This window comes from Streptococcus equinus (assembly GCF_900101445.1).
Taxonomy (GTDB): Bacteria; Bacillota; Bacilli; order Lactobacillales; family Streptococcaceae; genus Streptococcus; species Streptococcus equinus_B.
In genome coordinates, this window is record NZ_FNKE01000001.1 from 971,709 (window position 1) to 991,824 (window position 20,116).

General features: G+C 38.1%; 22 protein-coding genes. 11 read left to right on the forward strand and 11 right to left on the reverse strand.

The genetic code is table 11. The features are described 5' to 3' along the window. Window positions 1-171: 171 nt before the first annotated feature. The 6 genes from pepF to BLR83_RS04855 all read left to right on the forward strand — a co-directional run bounded on the left by pepF (window position 172) and on the right by BLR83_RS04855 (window position 5,711). Window positions 172-1,971, forward strand: a complete 1,800-nt coding sequence (gene pepF / locus BLR83_RS04830; protein ID WP_074560671.1) for an oligoendopeptidase F — start codon at window positions 172-174, stop codon at window positions 1,969-1,971. Beyond that, complete coding sequence (locus tag BLR83_RS04835; protein WP_074560672.1) at window positions 1,964-2,443, forward strand: glutathione peroxidase; 480 nt, start codon at window positions 1,964-1,966, stop codon at window positions 2,441-2,443. The genes pepF and BLR83_RS04835 overlap by 8 nt, the downstream gene beginning before the upstream one ends. A 148-nt stretch (window positions 2,444-2,591) precedes the next feature. Further along, window positions 2,592-3,446 (forward strand): glycoside hydrolase family 25 protein, encoded by an 855-nt coding sequence (locus BLR83_RS04840; RefSeq protein ID WP_074560673.1) that lies wholly within the window; start codon window positions 2,592-2,594, stop codon window positions 3,444-3,446. A 62-nt stretch (window positions 3,447-3,508) separates the two neighbouring features. After that, window positions 3,509-4,498 (forward strand): peptidoglycan recognition protein family protein, encoded by a 990-nt coding sequence (locus BLR83_RS04845; RefSeq protein ID WP_074560674.1) that lies wholly within the window; start codon window positions 3,509-3,511, stop codon window positions 4,496-4,498. A gap of 79 nt (window positions 4,499-4,577) precedes the next feature. Next, window positions 4,578-5,063, forward strand: a complete 486-nt coding sequence (locus tag BLR83_RS04850; protein WP_074560675.1) for an aminoacyl-tRNA deacylase — start codon at window positions 4,578-4,580, stop codon at window positions 5,061-5,063. Between the two features lie 24 nt (window positions 5,064-5,087). Next, window positions 5,088-5,711 carry a histidine phosphatase family protein gene (locus tag BLR83_RS04855; protein ID WP_074560676.1) on the forward strand — a complete coding sequence of 208 codons (624 nt, stop codon included), beginning with the start codon at window positions 5,088-5,090 and terminating at the stop codon, window positions 5,709-5,711. A gap of 43 nt (window positions 5,712-5,754) precedes the next feature. On the opposite strand, the gene BLR83_RS04860 is transcribed toward BLR83_RS04855, so the two are convergent. Further along, window positions 5,755-6,666 carry an HAD family hydrolase gene (locus BLR83_RS04860; protein WP_074560677.1) on the reverse strand — a complete coding sequence of 304 codons (912 nt, stop codon included), beginning with the start codon at window positions 6,664-6,666 and terminating at the stop codon, window positions 5,755-5,757. Window positions 6,667-6,857: 191 nt separating this feature from the next. Between BLR83_RS04860 and lysS the strand changes: the two genes are divergently transcribed. Then, window positions 6,858-8,348: a lysine--tRNA ligase gene (gene lysS, locus BLR83_RS04865; protein WP_039696537.1), complete on the forward strand. Its 1,491-nt coding sequence runs from the start codon at window positions 6,858-6,860 to the stop codon at window positions 8,346-8,348. 71 nt (window positions 8,349-8,419) lie between these two features. Here lysS and BLR83_RS04870 read toward each other — a convergent pair whose 3' ends face one another. Then, complete coding sequence (locus BLR83_RS04870) at window positions 8,420-10,189, reverse strand: MFS transporter (protein WP_074560678.1); 1,770 nt, start codon at window positions 10,187-10,189, stop codon at window positions 8,420-8,422. Window positions 10,190-10,346: 157 nt separating this feature from the next. On the opposite strand from BLR83_RS04870, the gene BLR83_RS04875 reads away from it, so the two are divergent. After that, window positions 10,347-10,886, forward strand: coding sequence for a TetR/AcrR family transcriptional regulator (locus BLR83_RS04875; protein WP_074560679.1), 540 nt, complete (start codon window positions 10,347-10,349; stop codon window positions 10,884-10,886). A gap of 120 nt (window positions 10,887-11,006) precedes the next feature. Continuing rightward, entirely contained in the window at window positions 11,007-12,200 is a 1,194-nt protein-coding gene (locus BLR83_RS04880) for an MFS transporter (protein ID WP_074560680.1), read from the forward strand. 63 nt (window positions 12,201-12,263) lie between these two features. Here the strand turns inward: BLR83_RS04880 and BLR83_RS04885 are convergent, their stop codons facing one another. Together BLR83_RS04885 and BLR83_RS04890 are read right to left on the reverse strand one after the other, a co-directional pair. Next, window positions 12,264-13,016, reverse strand: a complete 753-nt coding sequence (locus BLR83_RS04885) for an HAD family hydrolase (RefSeq protein ID WP_074560681.1) — start codon at window positions 13,014-13,016, stop codon at window positions 12,264-12,266. Between the two features lie 130 nt (window positions 13,017-13,146). Then, entirely contained in the window at window positions 13,147-13,359 is a 213-nt protein-coding gene (locus BLR83_RS04890) for a YdbC family protein (protein WP_014335080.1), read from the reverse strand. Between the two features lie 111 nt (window positions 13,360-13,470). Between BLR83_RS04890 and BLR83_RS04895 the strand changes: the two genes are divergently transcribed. Continuing rightward, entirely contained in the window at window positions 13,471-13,800 is a 330-nt protein-coding gene (locus BLR83_RS04895) for a hypothetical protein (RefSeq protein ID WP_074560682.1), read from the forward strand. Between the two features lie 56 nt (window positions 13,801-13,856). Here the strand turns inward: BLR83_RS04895 and BLR83_RS04900 are convergent, their stop codons facing one another. Together BLR83_RS04900 and BLR83_RS04905 are read right to left on the reverse strand one after the other, a co-directional pair. Next, window positions 13,857-15,146 (reverse strand): peptidase U32 family protein, encoded by a 1,290-nt coding sequence (locus BLR83_RS04900; RefSeq protein WP_074560683.1) that lies wholly within the window; start codon window positions 15,144-15,146, stop codon window positions 13,857-13,859. Window positions 15,147-15,281: 135 nt separating this feature from the next. Next, complete coding sequence (locus tag BLR83_RS04905) at window positions 15,282-16,208, reverse strand: peptidase U32 family protein (protein ID WP_074481448.1); 927 nt, start codon at window positions 16,206-16,208, stop codon at window positions 15,282-15,284. A 273-nt stretch (window positions 16,209-16,481) separates the two neighbouring features. Between BLR83_RS04905 and BLR83_RS04910 the strand changes: the two genes are divergently transcribed. Beyond that, on the forward strand, window positions 16,482-16,772 hold the full coding sequence (locus BLR83_RS04910; RefSeq protein WP_014335084.1) for a DUF3270 domain-containing protein: 291 nt from the start codon (window positions 16,482-16,484) through the stop codon (window positions 16,770-16,772). Between the two features lie 68 nt (window positions 16,773-16,840). Here the strand turns inward: BLR83_RS04910 and BLR83_RS04915 are convergent, their stop codons facing one another. The 5 genes from BLR83_RS04915 to BLR83_RS04935 form a co-directional block, all read right to left on the reverse strand. Then, window positions 16,841-17,335: a YtxH domain-containing protein gene (locus tag BLR83_RS04915; RefSeq protein WP_074560684.1), complete on the reverse strand. Its 495-nt coding sequence runs from the start codon at window positions 17,333-17,335 to the stop codon at window positions 16,841-16,843. Beyond that, window positions 17,328-17,747 carry a DUF948 domain-containing protein gene (locus BLR83_RS04920; RefSeq protein ID WP_014335086.1) on the reverse strand — a complete coding sequence of 140 codons (420 nt, stop codon included), beginning with the start codon at window positions 17,745-17,747 and terminating at the stop codon, window positions 17,328-17,330. The genes BLR83_RS04915 and BLR83_RS04920 overlap by 8 nt, the downstream gene beginning before the upstream one ends. 23 nt (window positions 17,748-17,770) lie before the next feature. Next, complete coding sequence (gene lgt, locus BLR83_RS04925; RefSeq protein ID WP_074560685.1) at window positions 17,771-18,553, reverse strand: prolipoprotein diacylglyceryl transferase; 783 nt, start codon at window positions 18,551-18,553, stop codon at window positions 17,771-17,773. Further along, a complete protein-coding gene (hprK, locus tag BLR83_RS04930; protein WP_020917207.1) occupies window positions 18,550-19,482 on the reverse strand; it encodes an HPr(Ser) kinase/phosphatase in 933 nt (310 codons plus the stop codon). The genes lgt and hprK overlap by 4 nt, the downstream gene beginning before the upstream one ends. A gap of 322 nt (window positions 19,483-19,804) precedes the next feature. Further along, the gene (locus BLR83_RS04935; protein WP_039696523.1) at window positions 19,805-20,083 is read right to left on the reverse strand and encodes a PspC domain-containing protein; all 279 of its coding nucleotides are present in this window, start codon (window positions 20,081-20,083) and stop codon (window positions 19,805-19,807) included. Between the last annotated feature and the right edge of the window lie 33 nt (window positions 20,084-20,116).

Here is a 20,116-nt window from a genome sequence, read left to right on the forward strand (position 1 = left end):
CTTGTTAGCCAGAATTTCTGACAAAGCTTGTTAGATAAGCGATGTCACCGCTTTACTAAAATTCTATCTTTTACTCAAAAAAATTTTCCAAAAAATAATAGCTCTCTTTTCAGTAAAACGCTTTTTTCTGATATACTGTTCCATAATAATGTTATAAGAAGAGGTAAAACCATGGAATTAAAACACCGTTCTGAATTTCCTGAAAATGAACTGTGGGATTTGAGTGCTCTTTACCAAGACCGCGAAGATTTCCTGCGTCACATCGAAAAGACACTAGAAGATATTAATCTTTTCAAGAAAAATTACCAAGATAAACTCTCAACAATTGATGACTTTACTCGTGCGCTTTATGAAATTGAGCAAATCTACATCGAAATGAGTCACATTGACAACTACGCTTTTATGCCACAAACAACAGATTTTAGCAATGAAGAATTTGCGCAGATTGCTAAGGCTGGTGCAGATTTCTTTACAAAAGCTAACGTAGAGCTCAGCTTCTTTGACACTGCTCTTGCTACTGCTGATTCTGACATTCTTGATACTTTAGAAGCTAACCCACATTTTAGCGCAGAAATTCGTCAAGCCAAAATCAAGAAGAGTCACTTTATCTCACCAGAAGTTGAAAAAACATTGACTAACCTTGGCGAAGTTTTTGGAGCACCGCAAGATATTTACACTAAGATGCGTGCAGGTGACTTTGAAATGGACGATTTTGAAGTTGATGGTAAAATCTATAAAAACTCTTTTGTCACTTATGAAAACTTCTATCAAAACCATGAAAATGCTGACGTTCGTGAAAAAGCTTTTCGTTCTTTCTCAGCAGGGCTTCGCAAACACCAAAATGCCGCTGCTAGCGCTTATCTTGCCCAAGTCAAATCTGAAAAACTCATCGCCGATATGCGTGGCTATGACTCAGTCTTTGATTATCTTTTAGCTGAGCAAGAGGTTGACCGTGCCATGTTCGACCGACAAATCGACCTTATCATGACTGAATTTGCTCCAGTAGCTCAAAAATATCTCAAACACGTTGCCAACGTCAATGGTCTTGATAAAATGACATTTGCTGACTGGAAACTTGACTTGGACGCTGAACTTAATCCTGAAGTTACTATTGATGACGCTTATGATTTAGTCATGAAATCTGTGGCACCTCTTGGAGAAGAATACGCAAACGAAGTCTCTCGTTTTAGAAAAGAACGCTGGGTTGACTTTGCCGCTAATGCTAACAAAGATTCTGGTGGTTATGCTGCTGACCCTTACAAAGTTCACCCCTATATCCTCATGAGTTGGACAGGTCGTATGTCTGACGTTTACACACTTATTCATGAAATTGGGCACTCTGGTCAATTTATCTTCTCAGACAATAACCAAAGCTACTTCAACACACATATGTCAACTTATTATGTTGAAGCCCCATCAACTTTCAATGAACTTCTTTTAAGTGATTATCTTGAAAAACAATTTGATAACCCACGCCAAAAACGTTTTGCGCTAGCGCATCGTTTGACAGATACTTACTTCCACAACTTCATCACCCATTTATTGGAAGCGGCTTTCCAACGTCGTGTTTATAATCTGATTGAAGAAGGAAAAACATTTGGTGCTGAACAACTTAACAGCATTATGAAAGATGTCCTAAGTCAATTCTGGGGTGATGCGGTTGAAATCGATGACGACGCTGCTCTCACTTGGATGCGTCAAAGTCATTACTATATGGGACTTTACAGCTATACTTACTCAGCTGGTATGGTGATTTCAACTACTGGTTACCTTAATCTGAAAAACAATCCAAACGGTGACAAAGATTGGCTTAATTTCTTAAAATCTGGTGGCTCACGCACTCCACTTGACACCGCAAAATTAATCGGCGCTGACATTTCAACAGCTCAACCACTGCGCGACACTATCCGATTCTTAAGTGATACTGTCGACCAAATCATCACTTACACAGAGGAGCTTAATCATGACTAATCTCTACGACTTCACCGTCAAAGCTCAAGACGGTACTGATATTTCTCTTTCAAAATACCAAGGCAAAGTTCTTTTGGTGGTTAATACAGCAACTGGATGTGGCTTAACACCACAATACGAAGGTTTGCAAAACCTATACGATACTTATCATGACAAAGGCTTTGAAATTTTAGATTTTCCTTGCAACCAGTTTATGAATCAGGCGCCAGGAACTGCTGATGAAATCAATACTTTCTGTACGCTAAATTACCAAACTACTTTCCCACGTTTTGCTAAAATCAAAGTTAATGGTAAAGATGCTGACCCACTTTATGATTGGCTAAAAAGTCAGGCAAAAGGTCCGCTTGGCAAACGTATTGAATGGAATTTCGCCAAATTCCTCATTGACCAAAACGGAAATGTCATCAAACGCTTTTCTGCAAAAACAGAACCTGAAACAATTGTTACAGAACTAGAAAGCCTTTTCAAATAACATATCTCAGAAAAGCTTATTGCAAAGGCTTTACTGGCGTTACTGACTTTCGTGATGTCCATAGATAGTTTGTTAAAAAATATGACAAATTGGTTACAAAATGATCATTGTTTTGATTTTTGATTCTTTTTACGCTAAAATATGACTAATGAGAAGACGATTAAAACCAATTGTTGTTGTAGTTTTCTTTGCCCTGTTTGGGCTGCTTCTCGTGATTGGTAAAGCTCACTCTGATGGCTTACGAAAGCAACAACTGGCTTCGGCTAAGGCTTCTATCCCGACTATGAGTAGCGCAAGCACGACCCCTACTACATCAACTTCTAAAACTGATGAAGAATTTGTTCTTAATCCGATTATCGACGTTTCAGGTTGGCAACTACCAAATGAAATTGATTATGACACTTTATCTCAAAATATTTCTGGTGCTATCGTGCGTGTCTATGGAGGGTCACAAATCAGCAAAGATAGCAACGCTGCCTATACAACTGGTATCGATAAATCATTTAAGACACATATCAAAGAATTTCAAAAACGAAATGTTCCTGTAGCTGTCTACAGTTACGCCCTCGGAAAAAGCGTCAAGGAAATGAAAAATGAAGCAAGAACCTTCTACGAAAATGCTTCACCTTACAAACCTACTTTCTACTGGATTGACGTTGAGGAAGCGACTATGTCAGACATGAATAAAGGTGTACAGGCATTCTTAAGTGAATTAAAACGACTTGGAGCTGAAAAAGTTGGTATCTACATTGGTACTTACTTCATGACCGAGCAAGAAATCTCTGTTGACGGTTTTGATGCCGTATGGATTCCTGCTTATGGTTCTGACTCTGGCTACTACGATGCCGCTCCACAAACAGACTTGGATTACGATCTTCATCAATATACATCACAAGGTTACCTCGGCGGATTTGATTCTGCTCTTGATTTGAACCAAATCGCCGTTACCAAAGATCGAAAAGAAACGTACGAAAAACTTTTCGGAAAAGCCGATAACAAATAAAGGACTAGCAACTCGCTAGCCCTTTTTATTTTTCTTTAAGCCAATCAAATTATAATTTAGGCATGACAATAAAGAAACATCTCTCTCGCAGTAAACGACATCAAAAATCAGTTTACCTAAATATTTCTGTCTTAGTCATTTCCTTTGCTGCCCTTTTAATCATTCTTTCAAAACTTTTCTTTTCAGGAATCATTACCCACGCGCTTGATCAAGGTTTGGATTTGTCATCAGCTAGTAACTACACTGCATCTCAAACAGCCACTGTCTCAAGCACTAAAGCTAATATTTACACAAAAAATGGCTCAAGCACCAGTCTTCCAAAAGACACTGAGTTGTCTATCAATGCTTATTATTACAAGGCTAAACTAAATGAAAGTGAAGCTACCCTTGCAGAATTTGACATGAATGGTGAGACTTACTATATCGACACCAAAGATATTTCACTACAGCAAACTAACGCCATCAACCAATATATTGCTGGGACACTTACCTATTCACACAGCGAGATTACAGATAGTATTGAAAAGAGCTTTGAACAAAGCGCTTATAAAACATCTGATGGTAAACCTCGTGGAATCATTATTCACGATACTGGCGTTGATGATTCAACCATCCAAAGTGAAGTGAACTATATGGTTCAAAATTATAATGAAGAAGGCATTTTTGTCCATTCTTTCATCGACGATGCAACCATTCTTCGTATTGCTGATGAAAAATACGAAGCTCAAGGCGCTGGTACCAAAGCCAATCCTTACTACATTCAATTTGAATTAACACATGAAACCTCACAAGATGGCTTTGCAAGACAATTAGCCAATGCTGCTTATTACACGGCCTATATGCTTAAAAAATATGACCTTCCCGTGACACTTGGTCAAGAAAATGGTGACGGAAGCATTTGGACACACGAAATGGTTAGCAACTACCTTGGCGGAACTGACCACGTTGACCCAACTGATTATTGGTCAGAAAGTGCTAATGATTATTTTGGTAGTGACTATGACGTTGAAGATTTTGTTGAACTTGTTCAAGCTTATTACAATACGCTATAAAAAGGTAAAACTTGTACCTTTTTATTTTTTTAGTAAAATAGTAGGTGAATAGACTGAAATAGAAAGCTTGAGAGGGAATATGGCAAAAAAAGCAAAACTTAAAAAGACTTTGGTCGACCAAATTTTAGATAAAGCCAAAATTGAACACGATAGCTTAGCCATCAACGCATTGAAAGACGAGCTACCTGAAGGCATTGAAAAATCAGATATTTTCAAAACCCTAGCCTTGACTGGTGACAAAACTGGTCCACTTATCGGAATTGTTCAAATTACTGAGCACCTTTCTGAGAAAAAACTAGCTAAAGTTTCTGGCAATAAAAAAGTCAGCATGATTCCACAAAAGAATCTTCAAAAAACAACAGGTTATATCCACGGAGCAAATAATCCTGTCGGCATTCACCAAAAACACAATTTCCCAATCTTTATCGATAACCGTGCTCTAGAAATGGGAACAATGATTGTCTCTGCCGGTGAAGTTGGACGCTCAATCCGCATCGATAGCCAAACCTTGGCTGATTTTGTCGGTGCAAGCTTTGCTGACTTACGCGACGAGTCACACCAATAATGGTTTAGATTAGAAGGTACAAGAATGAAATTTTATTTTGTACGCCATGGTAAAACACAATGGAATCTCGAAGGGCGTTTTCAAGGAGCAAATGGCGACTCCCCACTATTAGAAGAATCTGTTCGAGACCTTGAAAAATTAGGAGACTACCTCAAAGATATCAAATTCGACGCTGTCTTTTCCAGCGATTTAAAACGTGCCAGTGATACTTGTAAAATCATCATGTCACGTAGCAATTATCCAAAATCAATCAGTTTTCAACCAGCGCTACGCGAATGGCATCTTGGAAGACTTGAAGGTAGTAAAATCTCAACAATGACTGACATCTACCCAACACAAATGGATGCCTTCCGACATAATCTGGCGAAATTTGATAACGATATTTTCAACGCTGAATCACTTTACCAAACTACAAAACGTGTCGAAGGCTTTATCCGTTCAATGAAAGGACAACCTTACCAGCATGTTCTTCTGGTTGGACACGGCGCTAATTTTACAGCTTCAATCAGAAGTTTGCTTGGTTATGAACCTGCGGTGCTACGCTCAAATGGTGGCTTGGACAATGGCAGTGTTACCGTCATTGAAACCTTTGACTTCGATCAATACTCTTGTATCAAATGGAACGATACTTATTACAAAGAAAAATAATTTAAGTACAAAAAAGCTCTCCATAAGGAGAGCTTTTCTTTGCTTATTTACTGTTTCTTGCGTATTTCATACGAAGAATTTTTTCTTGTTGTTTGTCCAAACGAAGTAGGATAACAACTTTATCAATACTCATGTTACTTTCTAGCAAACGTTCTGCTGCCATCATCAAGCCGTTGTTGATTCCCATTTCAAGGATTGGGTTTTTCTTGTCATTGACGTCAAAGATGAACTTGTTATCTGGAAGGTCAAAGAGAACTTTTACAGCTCCAAATAATTGTTCAAAGTTATCGATAGCCACGTCATAAACTGGTTTGATACCAGGTTTTAAGCTACGACCACGGTGGTTAAACCACATTGAGTGCCAGCCACCATTGAAGGCACCGACAACATCGTTGTCGTAAGAATCACCAACGTAAAGTGTTGTTGCAGGGTTCATGTCAAATTGCTCTGCAGCAAGGTTGAAGATTTCTTTTTCAGGTTTTTGGAAACCAGTCGCTTGGCTGACAAGGACACGTTTAGGGTCAACGTAATCGTAAAGACCAAGTTTTTTAACTTTTTTCAATTGGTGTTCAGTTGGACCATTGGTGATGATTCCCATTGGAACACCTTTTTCTTTAAGAAAATCAAGCGTCATGCGCATTTCATCAAGCATTGTGATGTTTTCCAATTCTTCTTCGTAGATTTCTTGGAAGTGCACACCAGTCGCTTCATCAATTTCGCGGTAACCAAATTCAAGCAACGTTTCTTTACAACGCCAGAAGCGGAAATATTCAGTTGTCCATTCACCAGCCATAACACGTGGGAAGCCAACATCTGAATAATGACGGAAACGAATGTAAGCTTGATTGATTTTACTCATATCAAAATCAGGGAAACATTTCTCAACGGCAATGCGATAAGGCGCTTGTTGGTCATAAATCGTATCGTCAACATCAAAAACAATTGAAGTAATCATGAATCTCTTTTCTCTCTAAGTTATTTTTACCGTCACATATTATACTATTTTTTGCCCTTCTTTTCAATTAAAGTCAATTCTGCGACCGGAAAACACTTTCTTGCCAAAAGCCACCCTAACACAAGCAAAAATAAAGTGAATTCTAGCGTCATTTATGTTACAATAGGAAAGAATATATATTGGAGGAAAACATGTCAAACGAACACATCGAAGAATTAAACGACCAACAAATCGTGCGTCGTGAAAAAATGGCAGCTTTGGCTGAACAAGGCATCGATCCTTTCGGAACTCGATTTGAACGCACAGCTACTTCTGGTCAATTAAAAGAAAAATACTCTGACAAAACCAAAGAAGAATTACATGAAATTAACGAAACAGCTACTATCGCTGGTCGTCTAATGACTAAACGTGGTAAAGGTAAAGTTGGTTTTGCACACATCCAAGACCGCGACGGTCAAATCCAAATCTACGTCCGTAAAGATGCTGTTGGTGACGAAAACTATCAAATTTTCAAAAAAGCAGACCTCGGTGACTTCCTCGGTATCGAAGGTGAAATCATGCGTACAGACATGGGTGAATTGACAATCAAAGCAACTCACATCACTCACTTGTCTAAAGCACTTCGTCCACTTCCAGAAAAATTCCACGGACTTACAGACGTTGAAACAATCTACCGTAAACGTTACCTTGATTTGATTTCAAACCGTGAAAGCTTCGAACGCTTTGTCACACGTTCAAAAATCATCTCAGAAATCCGTCGTTACCTTGATGGACTTGGCTTCTTAGAAGTTGAAACTCCAGTTCTTCACAACGAAGCTGGTGGTGCTGCTGCTCGTCCATTCATCACTCACCACAACGCTCAAGACATGGATATGGTTCTTCGTATCGCTTTGGAACTTCACTTGAAACGTCTTATCGTTGGTGGCATGGAAAAAGTTTACGAAATCGGACGTGTCTTCCGTAACGAAGGTATGGATGCAACTCACAACCCTGAGTTCACTATGATCGAACTTTACGAAGCATACGCTGACTTCAAAGACATCATGGACATCACAGAAGGTATTATCCAAAACGCTTCTGCTGCTGTTAACGGTAACGGACCTATCACTTACCAAGGTACTGAAATTGCTATCGACCAACCATTCAAACGTATCCACATGGTTGACGCTATCAAAGAAGTTACTGGTGTAGACTTCTGGAAAGAAATGACTCTTGAAGAAGCTCAAGAACTTGCTAAAGAGAAAAACGTTCCAGTTGAAAAACACTTCACTTCAGTTGGTCACATCATCAACGCCTTCTTCGAAGAATTTGTTGAAGAAACATTGATCCAACCAACATTCGTATACGGACACCCAGTTGAAGTATCTCCACTTGCTAAGAAAAATGCAGAAGATCCTCGCTTCACTGACCGTTTCGAACTCTTCATCATGACTAAAGAATACGGTAACGCTTATTCAGAGCTTAACGACCCAATCGATCAATTGTCACGTTTCGAAGCTCAAGCTAAAGCTAAAGAACTTGGTGACGACGAAGCAACAGGTGTTGACTACGACTACGTCGAAGCCCTTGAATACGGTATGCCACCAACAGGTGGACTTGGTATCGGTATCGACCGTCTTGTCATGCTCCTTACAGATACAACAACAATCCGTGACGCTTTGTTATTCCCTACAATGAAATAATTTAGCGGAAAGATTATAGAATAAAAACCACTAGCTAAGCTAGTGGTTTTGTTATACTCAAATTTTCTCCATCACTTTTCTTCTTTTTTATCAGTGAAGTAAGCGAGTGGGCTTGTGATTAGGACAATGAGCGATGCGATGATAAAGACTTGGTTGAAGGCTTGGCTAAGATTTTTGTTTTTTGAGTCTTTAATTTTTTGGAAGGTATCGGTTAGTTCTTCTTTTTGGGCTAGGAGTTGAATTCCTTGTCCTAGTTGCGCTTGACCTTGGCTTAAAGGTGCTAAGGCTGAGCTGATTTGTTTTGGAAGGTTGGCTACGACTTTTTCTGAGCCTGCGACTAATTGACTATTGGCATCATAGAGTTTTCGATAATCGCTGCCTTTCTTAGGAAGAGGGAGATTATCAGTCTTTCTAGCCGCAGCTTTGACCTTCGTCAGCATTTGATTTTGTTTTTTAGAAGAATCAGTGGTCTTGCTTGTAGATTCAAATACTTCTTTGATTTCTTTTTTAGCAACTGTTTTCACTGAATTTGATAACTGATGCTTATCGATTTGGACATAAGCATCATGTCTGATATTATCCTTAGCCGTGTTAATATTGGCATTTAAAATAGTCACAAGCAGTGCCATACTAACTGCCTGACCGATATATCTTGAGGCGTTGACAATCCCAGAACCAATTCCTGTTTTAATAACAGGAAGGTATCTTACAGAAGCAGTCATAGACATCGCCATAAACCCTAAACCAAGACCAATAATCACATTACAACAAATGATAATAGCTTCTGAAGTTTCAAATTGAACTAAACTTAGCATACAAAGTCCAGCTGCTGTGATAAACATCCCAATACCAATAAGAAGTTTCGCAGAAAGTTTTTGGTACATTTTGGTTGCTAAAGGCATTCCCACAGCAATCGCTAAAGAGGTTGGCACGATGAGATAAGCTGAATGAAGGGCGCTATAGCCACGAACATTTTGAAGGAAGTAATTCAAAATCAATGACGGCACAATAATTGCAAAACCAAAAATCATGTAAATGATGCTTGAGGCTGTAAAGGTCTTTTCTTTGAACAGTGACAATTCAATAATCGGTGATTTTACTTTTCCTTCTACGAAAATTAACAAGATTAAACCAACTAAACTAATAGCAAAGCTTGATAAAATGATGGTTGACGTCCAACCATATTCTCTTCCTTCTAAAAGACCAAATGTCAAACCTCCTAAGGCACAAGTCAAAAATAGCATGCCAAGCCAGTCAATTTCTTTAGCAATACTAAAATCATAAGATTCCTCGTTGCCAACTAGAATAAGCACAAAAGAAATCAAGGCAATTGGAATATTAATTCCAAAAATCCAATTGTAGCTTGCCCAATTAATGATAAAGCCACCGATGACTGGACCGCTTGCTGCAGCCAAAGCGCTGAATGCACCTATAACTGCTGTCACCTTACTTGTGTTTGCTTTTCCAAAAAGTGCAATCCCCATTGGTAAAACAATCGGTGTCAGAATTGCCCCACCGATTCCTTGGAAAAAGCGAAAAGCAATTAAAAAGCTTAGCGAATTTGCCATCATGCAGGCAAATGAAAAGACTCCAAATATAGCAACACCAATCAGCATGACCAATCTACGCCCATACAAATCAGCGATTTTAGAGACTGTAATAATAAAAGCAGCCATTGCCAGAACATAAATCGTTGAAACCCAGCTCGTATCTGTCAAACTAGAATTGAGATGCTTCATAATGTCTGGTAAGGCAATATTAACGATAGTAGCATCCAAAGCTCCCATAAACATGGCAAGAACCAATCCGACAAACCCAAATACTTTTCTTGTCTTTGACATATTCCTATCCTTTCTTCATAAAAACTCATACCCCATTATGCTTCAAAAAGCTTAATACGATAAGTCAACGCTTTAACATTTTACGAAAAAATAATACAATATTAACAAACCAAAAACCATAACAGATTTTAATAATATGTTTAATTAAGGGAATAATATGACGATTAATCGAAAAACAAATAGCGTTGAAAGCCTAAAAAACGCCCTTATTGAATTGCTTTTTGACAAAACTTATTCAGAAATCACAGTCGCTGACATTGCCAAAAAAGCTGGTGTTAGCCGTGGAACTTTTTACCAGCATTTTCTTGATAAAGATGATCTAGCAACAACCATCAGTGACGAAACCTCCGAAAGATTCTGGAATATTTTATCCAAAGGAAACCTTGATAAGCCAGATAAAATCCTCGAAAGTCTAAAGTGTATTAAAGATGATGCCAAGCACTTCAAAGTCATCTCACAAGCGCCTCATGTAGAATTTTCAAAAACCGTTCGTGTGCTACTAGAACGATTGGTCACAACAAATGTTAATCTCAAAAATAGAATCAAGCAAAAAAGTAAAATAACTGATGATTTGATTATTGAAGCCTTCTGCGCCTCTTTCGAAAGTATTATCTCTGCATGGATTGAAAGTGACTTTAAAAAAAGCCCAGAAGAAATCAGCGACATTATCGTCAAATTGGAAGAATTGTTTTTGTGAAGGAATCCCCATATTAGTCTGGGGATTTTTTTAATTTAACTTAGCAAAAATTATCGAAATATTTTTTATATTGACAAAATATTGAATTCAGCTATAATTATAGCAGCGAAAGGACGATTTATGATATTAAAAAAATATAAAGACTTTAGTCATGTATTTCTGGGACGATTAATTAGCAATTGTGGTGATTCAATTTACACTATTGTTCTGTCATGGTATGTCTTAGAAATGACAAATAGTGCTTGGTATGTTGGGTTATTGAATTTTTTGATTTTTATTCCCAATACCTTTTCTTTTGTTTTTGGAAAGAAGATTGACTCTCACCCTAAAAAATTTCTATTAGTACTATTAGAGTGGGCACAACTATTAGCCGTACTAGGTATCATTGTAGGAATGTGCCTAAAAAGCATAAATGCTAATCTTAGTTTAGCCATTATTTTTACTTGCGTTTTCATTGCCTCAACTGTCGGGCTAAATACTTACACTGTTCAAGACGCGCTGGTTCCAAAGATTGTTGCTTCAAAAGATTTAGTAAAAGCAGAGATGTATATGTCTATAGCTTACAACGGAACAGAATACGTCTTCACTGCTATTAGTGGATTCTTACTTTCTGTTATCAGTTATATTCCTTTACTTTTTATTGATGTCTTTACTTTCTTGGGATCAATCATTTTGTTCAGAAAGATAAGATTTAAAGAAAAAATTGAAAAAAGTGTTGAAGAAACAGACTTTCTTAGCGGACTTCGTTTTATTTTGAAAAATAAGGTCGTATTTTCAATTACGCTTGGAGGGGCTATACTTAACTTTCTCTTTGGTGGTTTCAACGTTTATCAACTCCTAATTGCTAAAGAAGTTGGTAACTCTGCCTTTTATGGTCTTTTAGTATCTGCTTGTGCTGTGGGAACTTTGCTCGGAACAACCTTTGTGGCAAATTATTTATTACAAAAACTGAGTTACGGTAAAGCTTTTTGGCTAGCAACGATTATTTTTGGAATCGGAATTGGATCCACTGCATTGACACAAAATCGTTTCGTCATCTTGCTAATTTGGTTTGTGTCATGCCTATTTTTAGGAGTAACACATGTTGCTCAAAAGCCAATTTTACAAACTGAGATTCCAAATGAGCACCTTGGAAAAGTGTTTAGTGCTTTTTATACAGTGACCATTCCAACACTTGCCATCGGTTCTCTTTTCTTTGGTTTTATTGCTGATTTCTTATCATGGCGCATTTTTGTTGTGGTGTTTGCAGGAGCATTACTTCTAGTTGCTTTACTTTATTATTCAAACAAAAAGTTAAGAAATTATAGCATTTGAAATGTTACTAATCTTTATACCATAAAGAGAGCTTGGAAAAATTCCAAACTCTTTTTCATTCTCTCACCCCACCAACTCACTGATATCATCAATCACTTTGGCATTCATGGTGTTAAGGTTTTGAATGTCTTCTTGGCTGTATGGGAAGGTGTTTAGCATAATGCCATCCATGCCTGCTGCTTGCGCGATTGCCATATCACTGGTGAAGTCGTTGCCGACCATGACGCTTTCTTTTGGATCAAGCTGATTTTCTTCTAAAACAAGATTCATAAAATCGACTTGTGGTTTCTTCATTTTGTGGTCAGACGAGATGTAAATCTTATCTAAAAACTCCCTACAACCTGTCATTTCGATCTCTGCTTGAGTGAAAGCTCGTTGGGCATTTGACAGTAAGATAACTTTGGCGCCTGCTGCTTTTAATGCTTTTAAAGTCGCTAATGTGTGCTCATAGGCTTGCAATTTTTTACGTGACAGCATTCTAAAAGTCTGAGCAATCAGATTTCCCCAAGTTTCTAAATCTAGGATAATGCTATCTGTCGCATGTTTTTGCGGTGCTTCTAACATGAGTTCGATAAAGACGTGAACCAAATCAACTTCGACATATTCCAGTTTGAGTCGCTTACGCAACTGCTCTTCTTGTCGCTTAATTAAAGCATCGTAGTGTGTCTTTAGAGCTTGCCCAGTATAATCAGCTCCATAGGCACGATAAAGCTCTGCCATTTGTTCCCATAATTGAGGATTTTCCTCATCGGTTTCAATATCAACCAAGGTACCGTAAAAATCAAAAATATAGTTTTTATACTGTAAATTTGCCATTTGTCCTCACCTAAAAATCTTATGATTACGTTTACAAGGGCTATTATAGAGGAAAATGTGGCATTTGACCAGCCTTAAACACAAAAAAAACAGCCAACCATTTTGAAAAATGATTAGCTGACTTTTTTTATCATGAACGAAAAGCATCCAAAATGATTTTAAACTCATCGTTTGTAAGTGTCACACCTTTCCCCATCTTGCTGTGGTCTGGGCTCCAAGAGCGAATATCAAATTTTGGTTCAGCACCGTTAAAGCTGACACGATTCAATTCTTTTGTCCATCCTTTATCGCTTTCTGATAGGGTAAGCAAGTGTTCAACGATTTCAAATTTAAATTCTGACATATTTATCTCCTCCTACTTAATATATTCGTAAAAAATTTCTAAACTTTTGATTATTTATTTTTTTTCTTAAAAGGTGTATAATCATTTTATCAATTTTTAGGATAAATGACTATGAAAAAAATTATTAAGCAGTTTAAAAAGCAAGCGCAAGCTTACATTGACTTTCGAGCGCCACGGACAAGTGAGATTAATTTAAAAGCTAATAAAATCATTACCATCATCAAGGAAGCCCAAGACAAGCATCTTGCCCTTCATGCCATTTATGAGGACGAAAGTTTCACAGGGGATTTGGTCAAATACGATGCTAAAAATGGCAAGCTCATTTTGAAGAACTTCCAAAAAAACATTTCAACCATTATTCCTATTGATGACATCAAGCGTCTAAGCTTAGTGCCGCCGACAGTTAGAAAATCTCAGTTGCAAAATTTCAACAAAAAATGAACGACTTAAACACAAATGTTTATCAGTCGTTCATTTTTTTATTATTACTGCATTAATTATGCGCGAACAGTTTTGCTGGAACCATCGTTTTTGTAAAGGTTAACGAGCCCTTCTTTACAAGCACGAATCATGTCGCCGGGTTGAACCGCTTGTGGAACAGTGATTGTTAGTAATTCCATTGGATTTGGAGCGCGGTCAATTTTATTGCCATCAGCATCGTGCAAGTCTTTGATAGTTGTTTCAAAGTGACGAAGACCTGGACCGTAAAATTCGACTTTATCTCCTTCGAGGATAACGTTACGTTGACGGATTGTTGCTGTCATTGTGCTTTCATCAAAGGCAACAACTTCACCGACAAATTTATATTGTGGTATTTTACGACGAGCGCCAAAGAGTTGCTCGTTTTCTGTTGGTGTTTGGTAGTAGAAACCAGTTGCTAATTCACGTTGAGCAACTTTCCAAAGCTCATCAAGCAATTCGCCTTTGATGGCTTCGAATTTTGCTGGGCTTTCAAGGTAAGCATCAACAGCTGCACGGTAGCAGTTTGTTACTGTTGATACGTAGTGAATTGATTTCATACGACCTTCAATCTTGAAGCTATCTACACCATTGTCAATCAAATCAGGCAAGTGTTCAATCATGCACATGTCAACTGATGACATTGAGAATGGTTCTGGGATTTCGCCTTCAAGACTTTTACGTTCTTGACCAAATGGCATATCGTAAAGGTCATATTTCCAACGGCAAGATTGTGAACAACCACCGCGGTTAGCATCACGGTGACTCATGTGGTTTGAAAGGACACAACGTCCTGAGTAACCGATACACATTGCCCCATGAACGAAGGCTTCAATTTCAAGTGATGTGTGTTTGCGGATTTCTGCAATTTCAGCAACCCCAACTTCACGCGCCAAAACAACACGTGAAACACCAACTTCTTCCCAGAAAGCGAAAGCTTCATAGTTAGTTGTAGAAGCTTGTGTAGACACATGGACTTCTAAACCTGGTGCTTCTGTTAAACAAATCATAATCATGGCTGGGTCTGATACGATAACAGCATCTAATCCCATGTCACGAAGTTGACGGAACCACTCTCCTGCACCGACTTCGTTTCCTTCGTGAGTAACCATGTTAGCTGCGACGTGCACACGGGCACCACGAGCATGGGCATAGTTAATCCCTTCTTGCAATTCTTCCATAGAGAAGTTACCAGCACGGCTACGAAGACCGTATTGTTGACCACCTACGAAGACTGCATCTGCTCCGTAATCTACAGCGACTTTTAATTTTTCAAGAGTTCCAGCAGGTGCTAAAACCTCTGGACGTTTAAAATTATTTTTTGACATTATAATCTTCCTATTTTCAAGATAGTAAAAATGATTTTTGATAAACGCTAAGCTTTATCCATTTAACTGTGTAATCCTGCTTATCATGCCCTGAAATAGTAACTCAATCATGATAAACAGATATTTGCGTGAACCTTATTTGACTTCTTCTGGATCAAATTCGTAGAATCCAGTTCCAAGTGTACGACCTTTTGGATGCAATTTACGGATTTCTTCATCAAACAAGAAAGCTTGATCTGATGTGAATTCACCAGCTTCCATCAAGGCTTTTGTTTTCACAAAGATTTTTGCAATTTCAACAAAATCATGACCTGGGCAGTAGATACCATCTAATTTCCAGTGTGTGTAGTTGTGTTCAACCAACTCTGTTATTTTTGGCATCATATCAAGGTCGTCAGTATCGAAGATGTGTGTACCGTGTTTGTCTTCATAAATTGAATAATGTGAGTCTTTGTTACTTGGTTCAGCAAGGAAAAGACCACGTTCACGAGTTTTTTCATCATCAATGTGTGTAAAATTATAGTAATTTTGCAACAAAGGACGTTTTGAATGATGGATAACTGTTGCCCCATAAACAAGTACTTCAGCTGGGTAGCGAAGATTTTCTGACATTTGGAACAATTCTGCTGATGGGATTTCACGCGCAAGAACTGTTTCACTTGCTCCGTGGTCACCCCAGAAGTTTACTTGACGACTTGATGTCACGAAAACTGAAGCATCGTAAATCATCTTGAAGTTGTAACCTTCGTGTTTGTTGATGTGGAAAAGTCCAGCATCACAAGCTACCACGTAATCAGCTTTAATTTCTTTCAAGAAATCAAGGTATGGTCGAACGGCATTGATCATGTCTTGGTGGAGCAATGCATTACATGCAACACTCAATTCTTTACCAGCGGCATGAACCATATCAGCAATCTCACGAAGTTCATCATACGTGAAATTGTGCGGCAAACGCAAACCATAATTTTCTTCACCCACATAAATGCGGTCAACACCTGCATCTAAGAGCTCTTTGACCTGCTCAATAGATTCAGCTGTCGCAGTAATAATTATTTTTTCCATAACGTTTTAATTATACCACTCCTATAACAATTCGTCACTCAGATCTCCTCAGAATCCTTTTGTTATAGCTTTCTAAAGTATTTTTATCTAGCTTCAGAATGAGCAAAACTTTATGAGAGGAGAGACTCAAAAAGAAATCCTCATTTTGAAACAAAAAAGAGGAACAACTATTTTAAACATATTTTTGACAAAGAGTCAAGAGCTTTTTTTAAAAAAAGGTGACAAATATATTAATTTATGGTATGATATCAGTTGAAATAGAGGAGAGGGATTATGCCAACACCGTTAAAGCAACATAAAGACCTTGAAGAACAAGAACAACATCTTCAGGTAGATGATACCCCTAAATTTTACGAATTTCAGGAAATTAATCACAGAAGCGCTAAGCTCAAGGAACTCATGTTCTTTGCCCGTATCGCTTTATTTGCTATTTCCACTGTTGTGGTATCTTTCTTTTTACTTGTCTTGAATCTGGCGCCAATCTGGGCTTTCTTATTTGCCTCTCTTATCAGCCTAGCCATTACGTCAGCTGTTTCAAGCATTATTTGGTCATTAAGACATTGATAAACAAAAGCTCCCATTGCTGGGAGTTTTTTAATACGAAAAAAGCGGCCCCTTGGACCGCTTTTTTATTATGCTTTAGTATCTTCTTCTGATTTTTCAGATTCAGCTTTTGGTTCTTCAGAAGGTGCTTCATCTTCTTTTGCTGTGTAGTCAATGATAATATCATCAACTTCAGCTTCCACATCTTCTTTGACGTCACCTGCTTTATCAGCAACATCGTCAACGACATCAGATACTTTTGATGTTAATTCTGATACTTTTTCAGTCGCATAGTCAGCAGCTGCTTGACCTTTTTCTTTAACGACTTCAAGAAATTCATCAGTTGTTAACTCACCTGATTCAAATTTTTCTTTGTAATCGTTAAAAGTGTCTACTGCTAAGTCAGTGTATTCTGTTGCCTTATCTTTTGCTTTTTGATGGTATTCAGAAGGATTTTCTTTGTAAGCTTGATATGCTTTACTTGCTTTTTTCTGTAATTCTTTACCTTTTTCAGTAGATAGGAAATAAGCTGCAGCTGCACCTGAGGCAACACCAATAATCACATTTCTCAATAATTTACTCATGCTCTTTCTCCTTTTTTAATAGTTTTGAGGCAACTTTACCGACAGCATAAGCTGCACTAGCTTTACCAACATTTGATGTTGCTTGAGTTGCTTTTTGAGAGAGACGACGCGCTTGCGCATTCAAATCAGAAACTGATTCTGAAAGGTCTGCTACTGCGACAAACAAAGGATCAATTGTTGACACTTTGCCATTGACATCTTCTACTAAAACATTAGCTTTAGCGAGGATTTCATTGGCTTGGTGAAGGGATACATTCACATCACTTGTCAACACTTTAATCGTTTCTTTTGACTCCTCAATAGTCTCATTAACAACATCAACTGTTTTATATAGTTTAACACCAATTGGTATAAAAACGCCAACCATAACTGCAAAAGCGATGGCAAAAATTAACAAAGCTACTTCTAACATCTTATCTCCTATCTCCTAAGCACTTATTCCTGATAATAAGGAATATCTTTTTGGTTTCTTCTCCACACGACCAAGACAATTCCAAGAAGAATTAGTACAGCTGACAACCATTGTGATACTCGCATACCTAAGAACATCAAACTATCTGTTCGCATGCCTTCAATCACGAAGCGTCCGCAACCATACCAAATCAAATAAAAGAATGTTACTTCTCCTTGTTTTAGAAAACGTGGACGGTGTCTCACACTCATGATAATGATAAACCCAAGCAAGTTCCACATTGACTCGTATAAAAAGGTCGGAACGCGATAACTACCGTCGATATACATTTGATTTTTAATGAAATCAGGCAAGTAGTTGAGACTCTTAACGGCTTTACCATAAGCTTCTTGATTGATAAAGTTTCCCCAGCGCCCAATTGCTTGCGCAATCATCACACCAGGAGCTGCAATATCCAAGAAATCAAGTGGATTAATGGCACGATAATATGAAAAGACAAAGAGAACAATGGCTCCCGTCAACAAGCCACCATAAATGGCTAGACCTCCATGCCATACCGCAAAAATCTCAGTCCAAGGCTGACTAGCGTAATAGTCAAAATCAAACATCACGTAATAAAGACGAGCCCCGATAATCGCCAATGGAAAAGCAATCAAAATAAAATCTAAAATATCATCTGGAATAATCTTACGTCGTGGTGCTTCTTTCATAGCTAAATAAACTGCTAGAAGCATACCCGAAACAATGAAAAGCGCATACCAGCGAATGGCAAAGGGACCAAATTGAATCGCGATTGGATTAATCATTGGTTCCCCTCATTCTTTGTAATGAGTTGGGTTAAGCGTTCTTCAAAAGTCTTGGTCGCATCAAATCCCATTTGTTTGGCACGATAGTTCATGGCAGCTGCCTCAATAACAACTGACATGTTTCGACCAGTTTGAACTGGGATACGTAGACGTGGAATTTTGACTCCTGACAACTCAAGTTCTTCATTACCATTTCCAAGACGGTCAAAGACTTTTCCTGACTCATAATTTTCAAGGTAAATGGCTAATTGAACTTGTGATGAATCCTTAACAGCACTCGCACCGTACAGGCTCATAACGTCGATAATCCCAACTCCGCGAATTTCTAGCAAGTGACGAAGAATCTCAGCTGGTTCACCCCAAAGGGTTTCTTCATCTTTAGCAAAAACATCCACACGGTCATCTGCTACCAAACGGTGACCACGTTTAACCAACTCAAGACCTGTTTCACTTTTACCAATACCAGAGTCCCCTTGAATCAAGACACCCATGCCGTAGATATCCATCAAAACACCATGGACACTTGTACGTTCTGCTAAGCAAGAATCAAGATACCATGACATTTCACCAGACAAACGACTGGTTGGGACGTGACTTTGCAAAATCGCAATGCCTTTTTCCTTAGCAGCACTAATCATTTCCTCTGGAATAGCCAAATTACGCGCCACAATAATGGCTGGTGTTTCTGGTTTAATCATTTCTCTTAGGACATGACGACGGTTGTGTGAGGTCATTTTCGTTAGATATGACCATTCTTTCATCCCTAAAAGCTGCAAACGCTCTGGTGAATAATAATCAAAATAGCCAGTCATTTCAAGTCCTGGACGTGAAATATCTGACGTTGTAATCTCTTTTGATAATAAGTCATCATCACCGTAGATAACATCAAGTTTTACCTTGTCGACTAACATTTTTACAGTAACTGACATGTCTCATACCATGAACTTTTTACAAAAATGTAAAATGAATTGAAAACGATAAAAATAGGCTTTTCTTATAGCAAGTCCATTTTCACTAAAGTAACAATTCTGTTCAATCCTTTTTCTCTTTTTTCATTATTATATCACAATCAGCCTAAAAAGTAAGCGCTCACGCAAGCTTTTGAAAATTAATTCTTAGCTTTTCCAGGCACACGTAAAAAGGCTTGGGACTTTTCCCAAACCTTTTCTTGTTTCATAGACTAGGATAAGTTCCTGTTATACTTATCTAGACTTTTTTGACTGCAACATTAAAAACTCAATTTGTCAGTGATTACCAGAACCAGCCGTCATTGTCGTCATCATCGTCGACAACTTCAGCATCCTTTCTTCTACGTGGCCCTGTACCATATTGGTCACGAGTGATATCTTCTTTGTAAGGAAGAAAAATTGCTAAGAGGATGTAAAGCAAAATGCCAAAGCCATAAAAGTACATTAGCAATGCTGCTAGGACACGTGTCAAAGGCAAGTCCCAGCCAAACTTATCAGCAATTCCGGCGCAAACACCACAAACCAGTTTATTCTTTCGCTGTTTATAAAGAGCTGATTTCATCTTTATCCCTTCCTTCATTTCTCACTATAATGA

Coding starts and splice junctions, on each gene's coding strand:
- BLR83_RS04870 (WP_074560678.1), bottom strand. CDS start 10,189: ATGTCAAAGACAAGAAAAGTATTTGGGTTTGTCGGATTGGTTCTTGCC.
- BLR83_RS04895 (WP_074560682.1), top strand. CDS start 13,471: ATGAAAAAAATTATTAAGCAGTTTAAAAAGCAAGCGCAAGCTTACATT.
- BLR83_RS04860 (WP_074560677.1), bottom strand. CDS start 6,666: ATGATTACTTCAATTGTTTTTGATGTTGACGATACGATTTATGACCAA.
- BLR83_RS04905 (WP_074481448.1), bottom strand. CDS start 16,208: ATGGAAAAAATAATTATTACTGCGACAGCTGAATCTATTGAGCAGGTC.
- BLR83_RS04855 (WP_074560676.1), top strand. CDS start 5,088: ATGAAATTTTATTTTGTACGCCATGGTAAAACACAATGGAATCTCGAA.
- hprK (WP_020917207.1), bottom strand. CDS start 19,482: ATGTCAGTTACTGTAAAAATGTTAGTCGACAAGGTAAAACTTGATGTT.
- BLR83_RS04920 (WP_014335086.1), bottom strand. CDS start 17,747: ATGTTAGAAGTAGCTTTGTTAATTTTTGCCATCGCTTTTGCAGTTATG.
- BLR83_RS04850 (WP_074560675.1), top strand. CDS start 4,578: ATGGCAAAAAAAGCAAAACTTAAAAAGACTTTGGTCGACCAAATTTTA.
- BLR83_RS04880 (WP_074560680.1), top strand. CDS start 11,007: ATGATATTAAAAAAATATAAAGACTTTAGTCATGTATTTCTGGGACGA.
- BLR83_RS04885 (WP_074560681.1), bottom strand. CDS start 13,016: ATGGCAAATTTACAGTATAAAAACTATATTTTTGATTTTTACGGTACC.
- BLR83_RS04890 (WP_014335080.1), bottom strand. CDS start 13,359: ATGTCAGAATTTAAATTTGAAATCGTTGAACACTTGCTTACCCTATCA.
- BLR83_RS04910 (WP_014335084.1), top strand. CDS start 16,482: ATGCCAACACCGTTAAAGCAACATAAAGACCTTGAAGAACAAGAACAA.
- BLR83_RS04935 (WP_039696523.1), bottom strand. CDS start 20,083: ATGAAATCAGCTCTTTATAAACAGCGAAAGAATAAACTGGTTTGTGGT.
- BLR83_RS04835 (WP_074560672.1), top strand. CDS start 1,964: ATGACTAATCTCTACGACTTCACCGTCAAAGCTCAAGACGGTACTGAT.
- lgt (WP_074560685.1), bottom strand. CDS start 18,553: ATGATTAATCCAATCGCGATTCAATTTGGTCCCTTTGCCATTCGCTGG.
- BLR83_RS04840 (WP_074560673.1), top strand. CDS start 2,592: ATGAGAAGACGATTAAAACCAATTGTTGTTGTAGTTTTCTTTGCCCTG.
- BLR83_RS04875 (WP_074560679.1), top strand. CDS start 10,347: ATGACGATTAATCGAAAAACAAATAGCGTTGAAAGCCTAAAAAACGCC.
- BLR83_RS04845 (WP_074560674.1), top strand. CDS start 3,509: ATGACAATAAAGAAACATCTCTCTCGCAGTAAACGACATCAAAAATCA.
- BLR83_RS04900 (WP_074560683.1), bottom strand. CDS start 15,146: ATGTCAAAAAATAATTTTAAACGTCCAGAGGTTTTAGCACCTGCTGGA.
- pepF (WP_074560671.1), top strand. CDS start 172: ATGGAATTAAAACACCGTTCTGAATTTCCTGAAAATGAACTGTGGGAT.
- BLR83_RS04915 (WP_074560684.1), bottom strand. CDS start 17,335: ATGAGTAAATTATTGAGAAATGTGATTATTGGTGTTGCCTCAGGTGCA.
- lysS (WP_039696537.1), top strand. CDS start 6,858: ATGTCAAACGAACACATCGAAGAATTAAACGACCAACAAATCGTGCGT.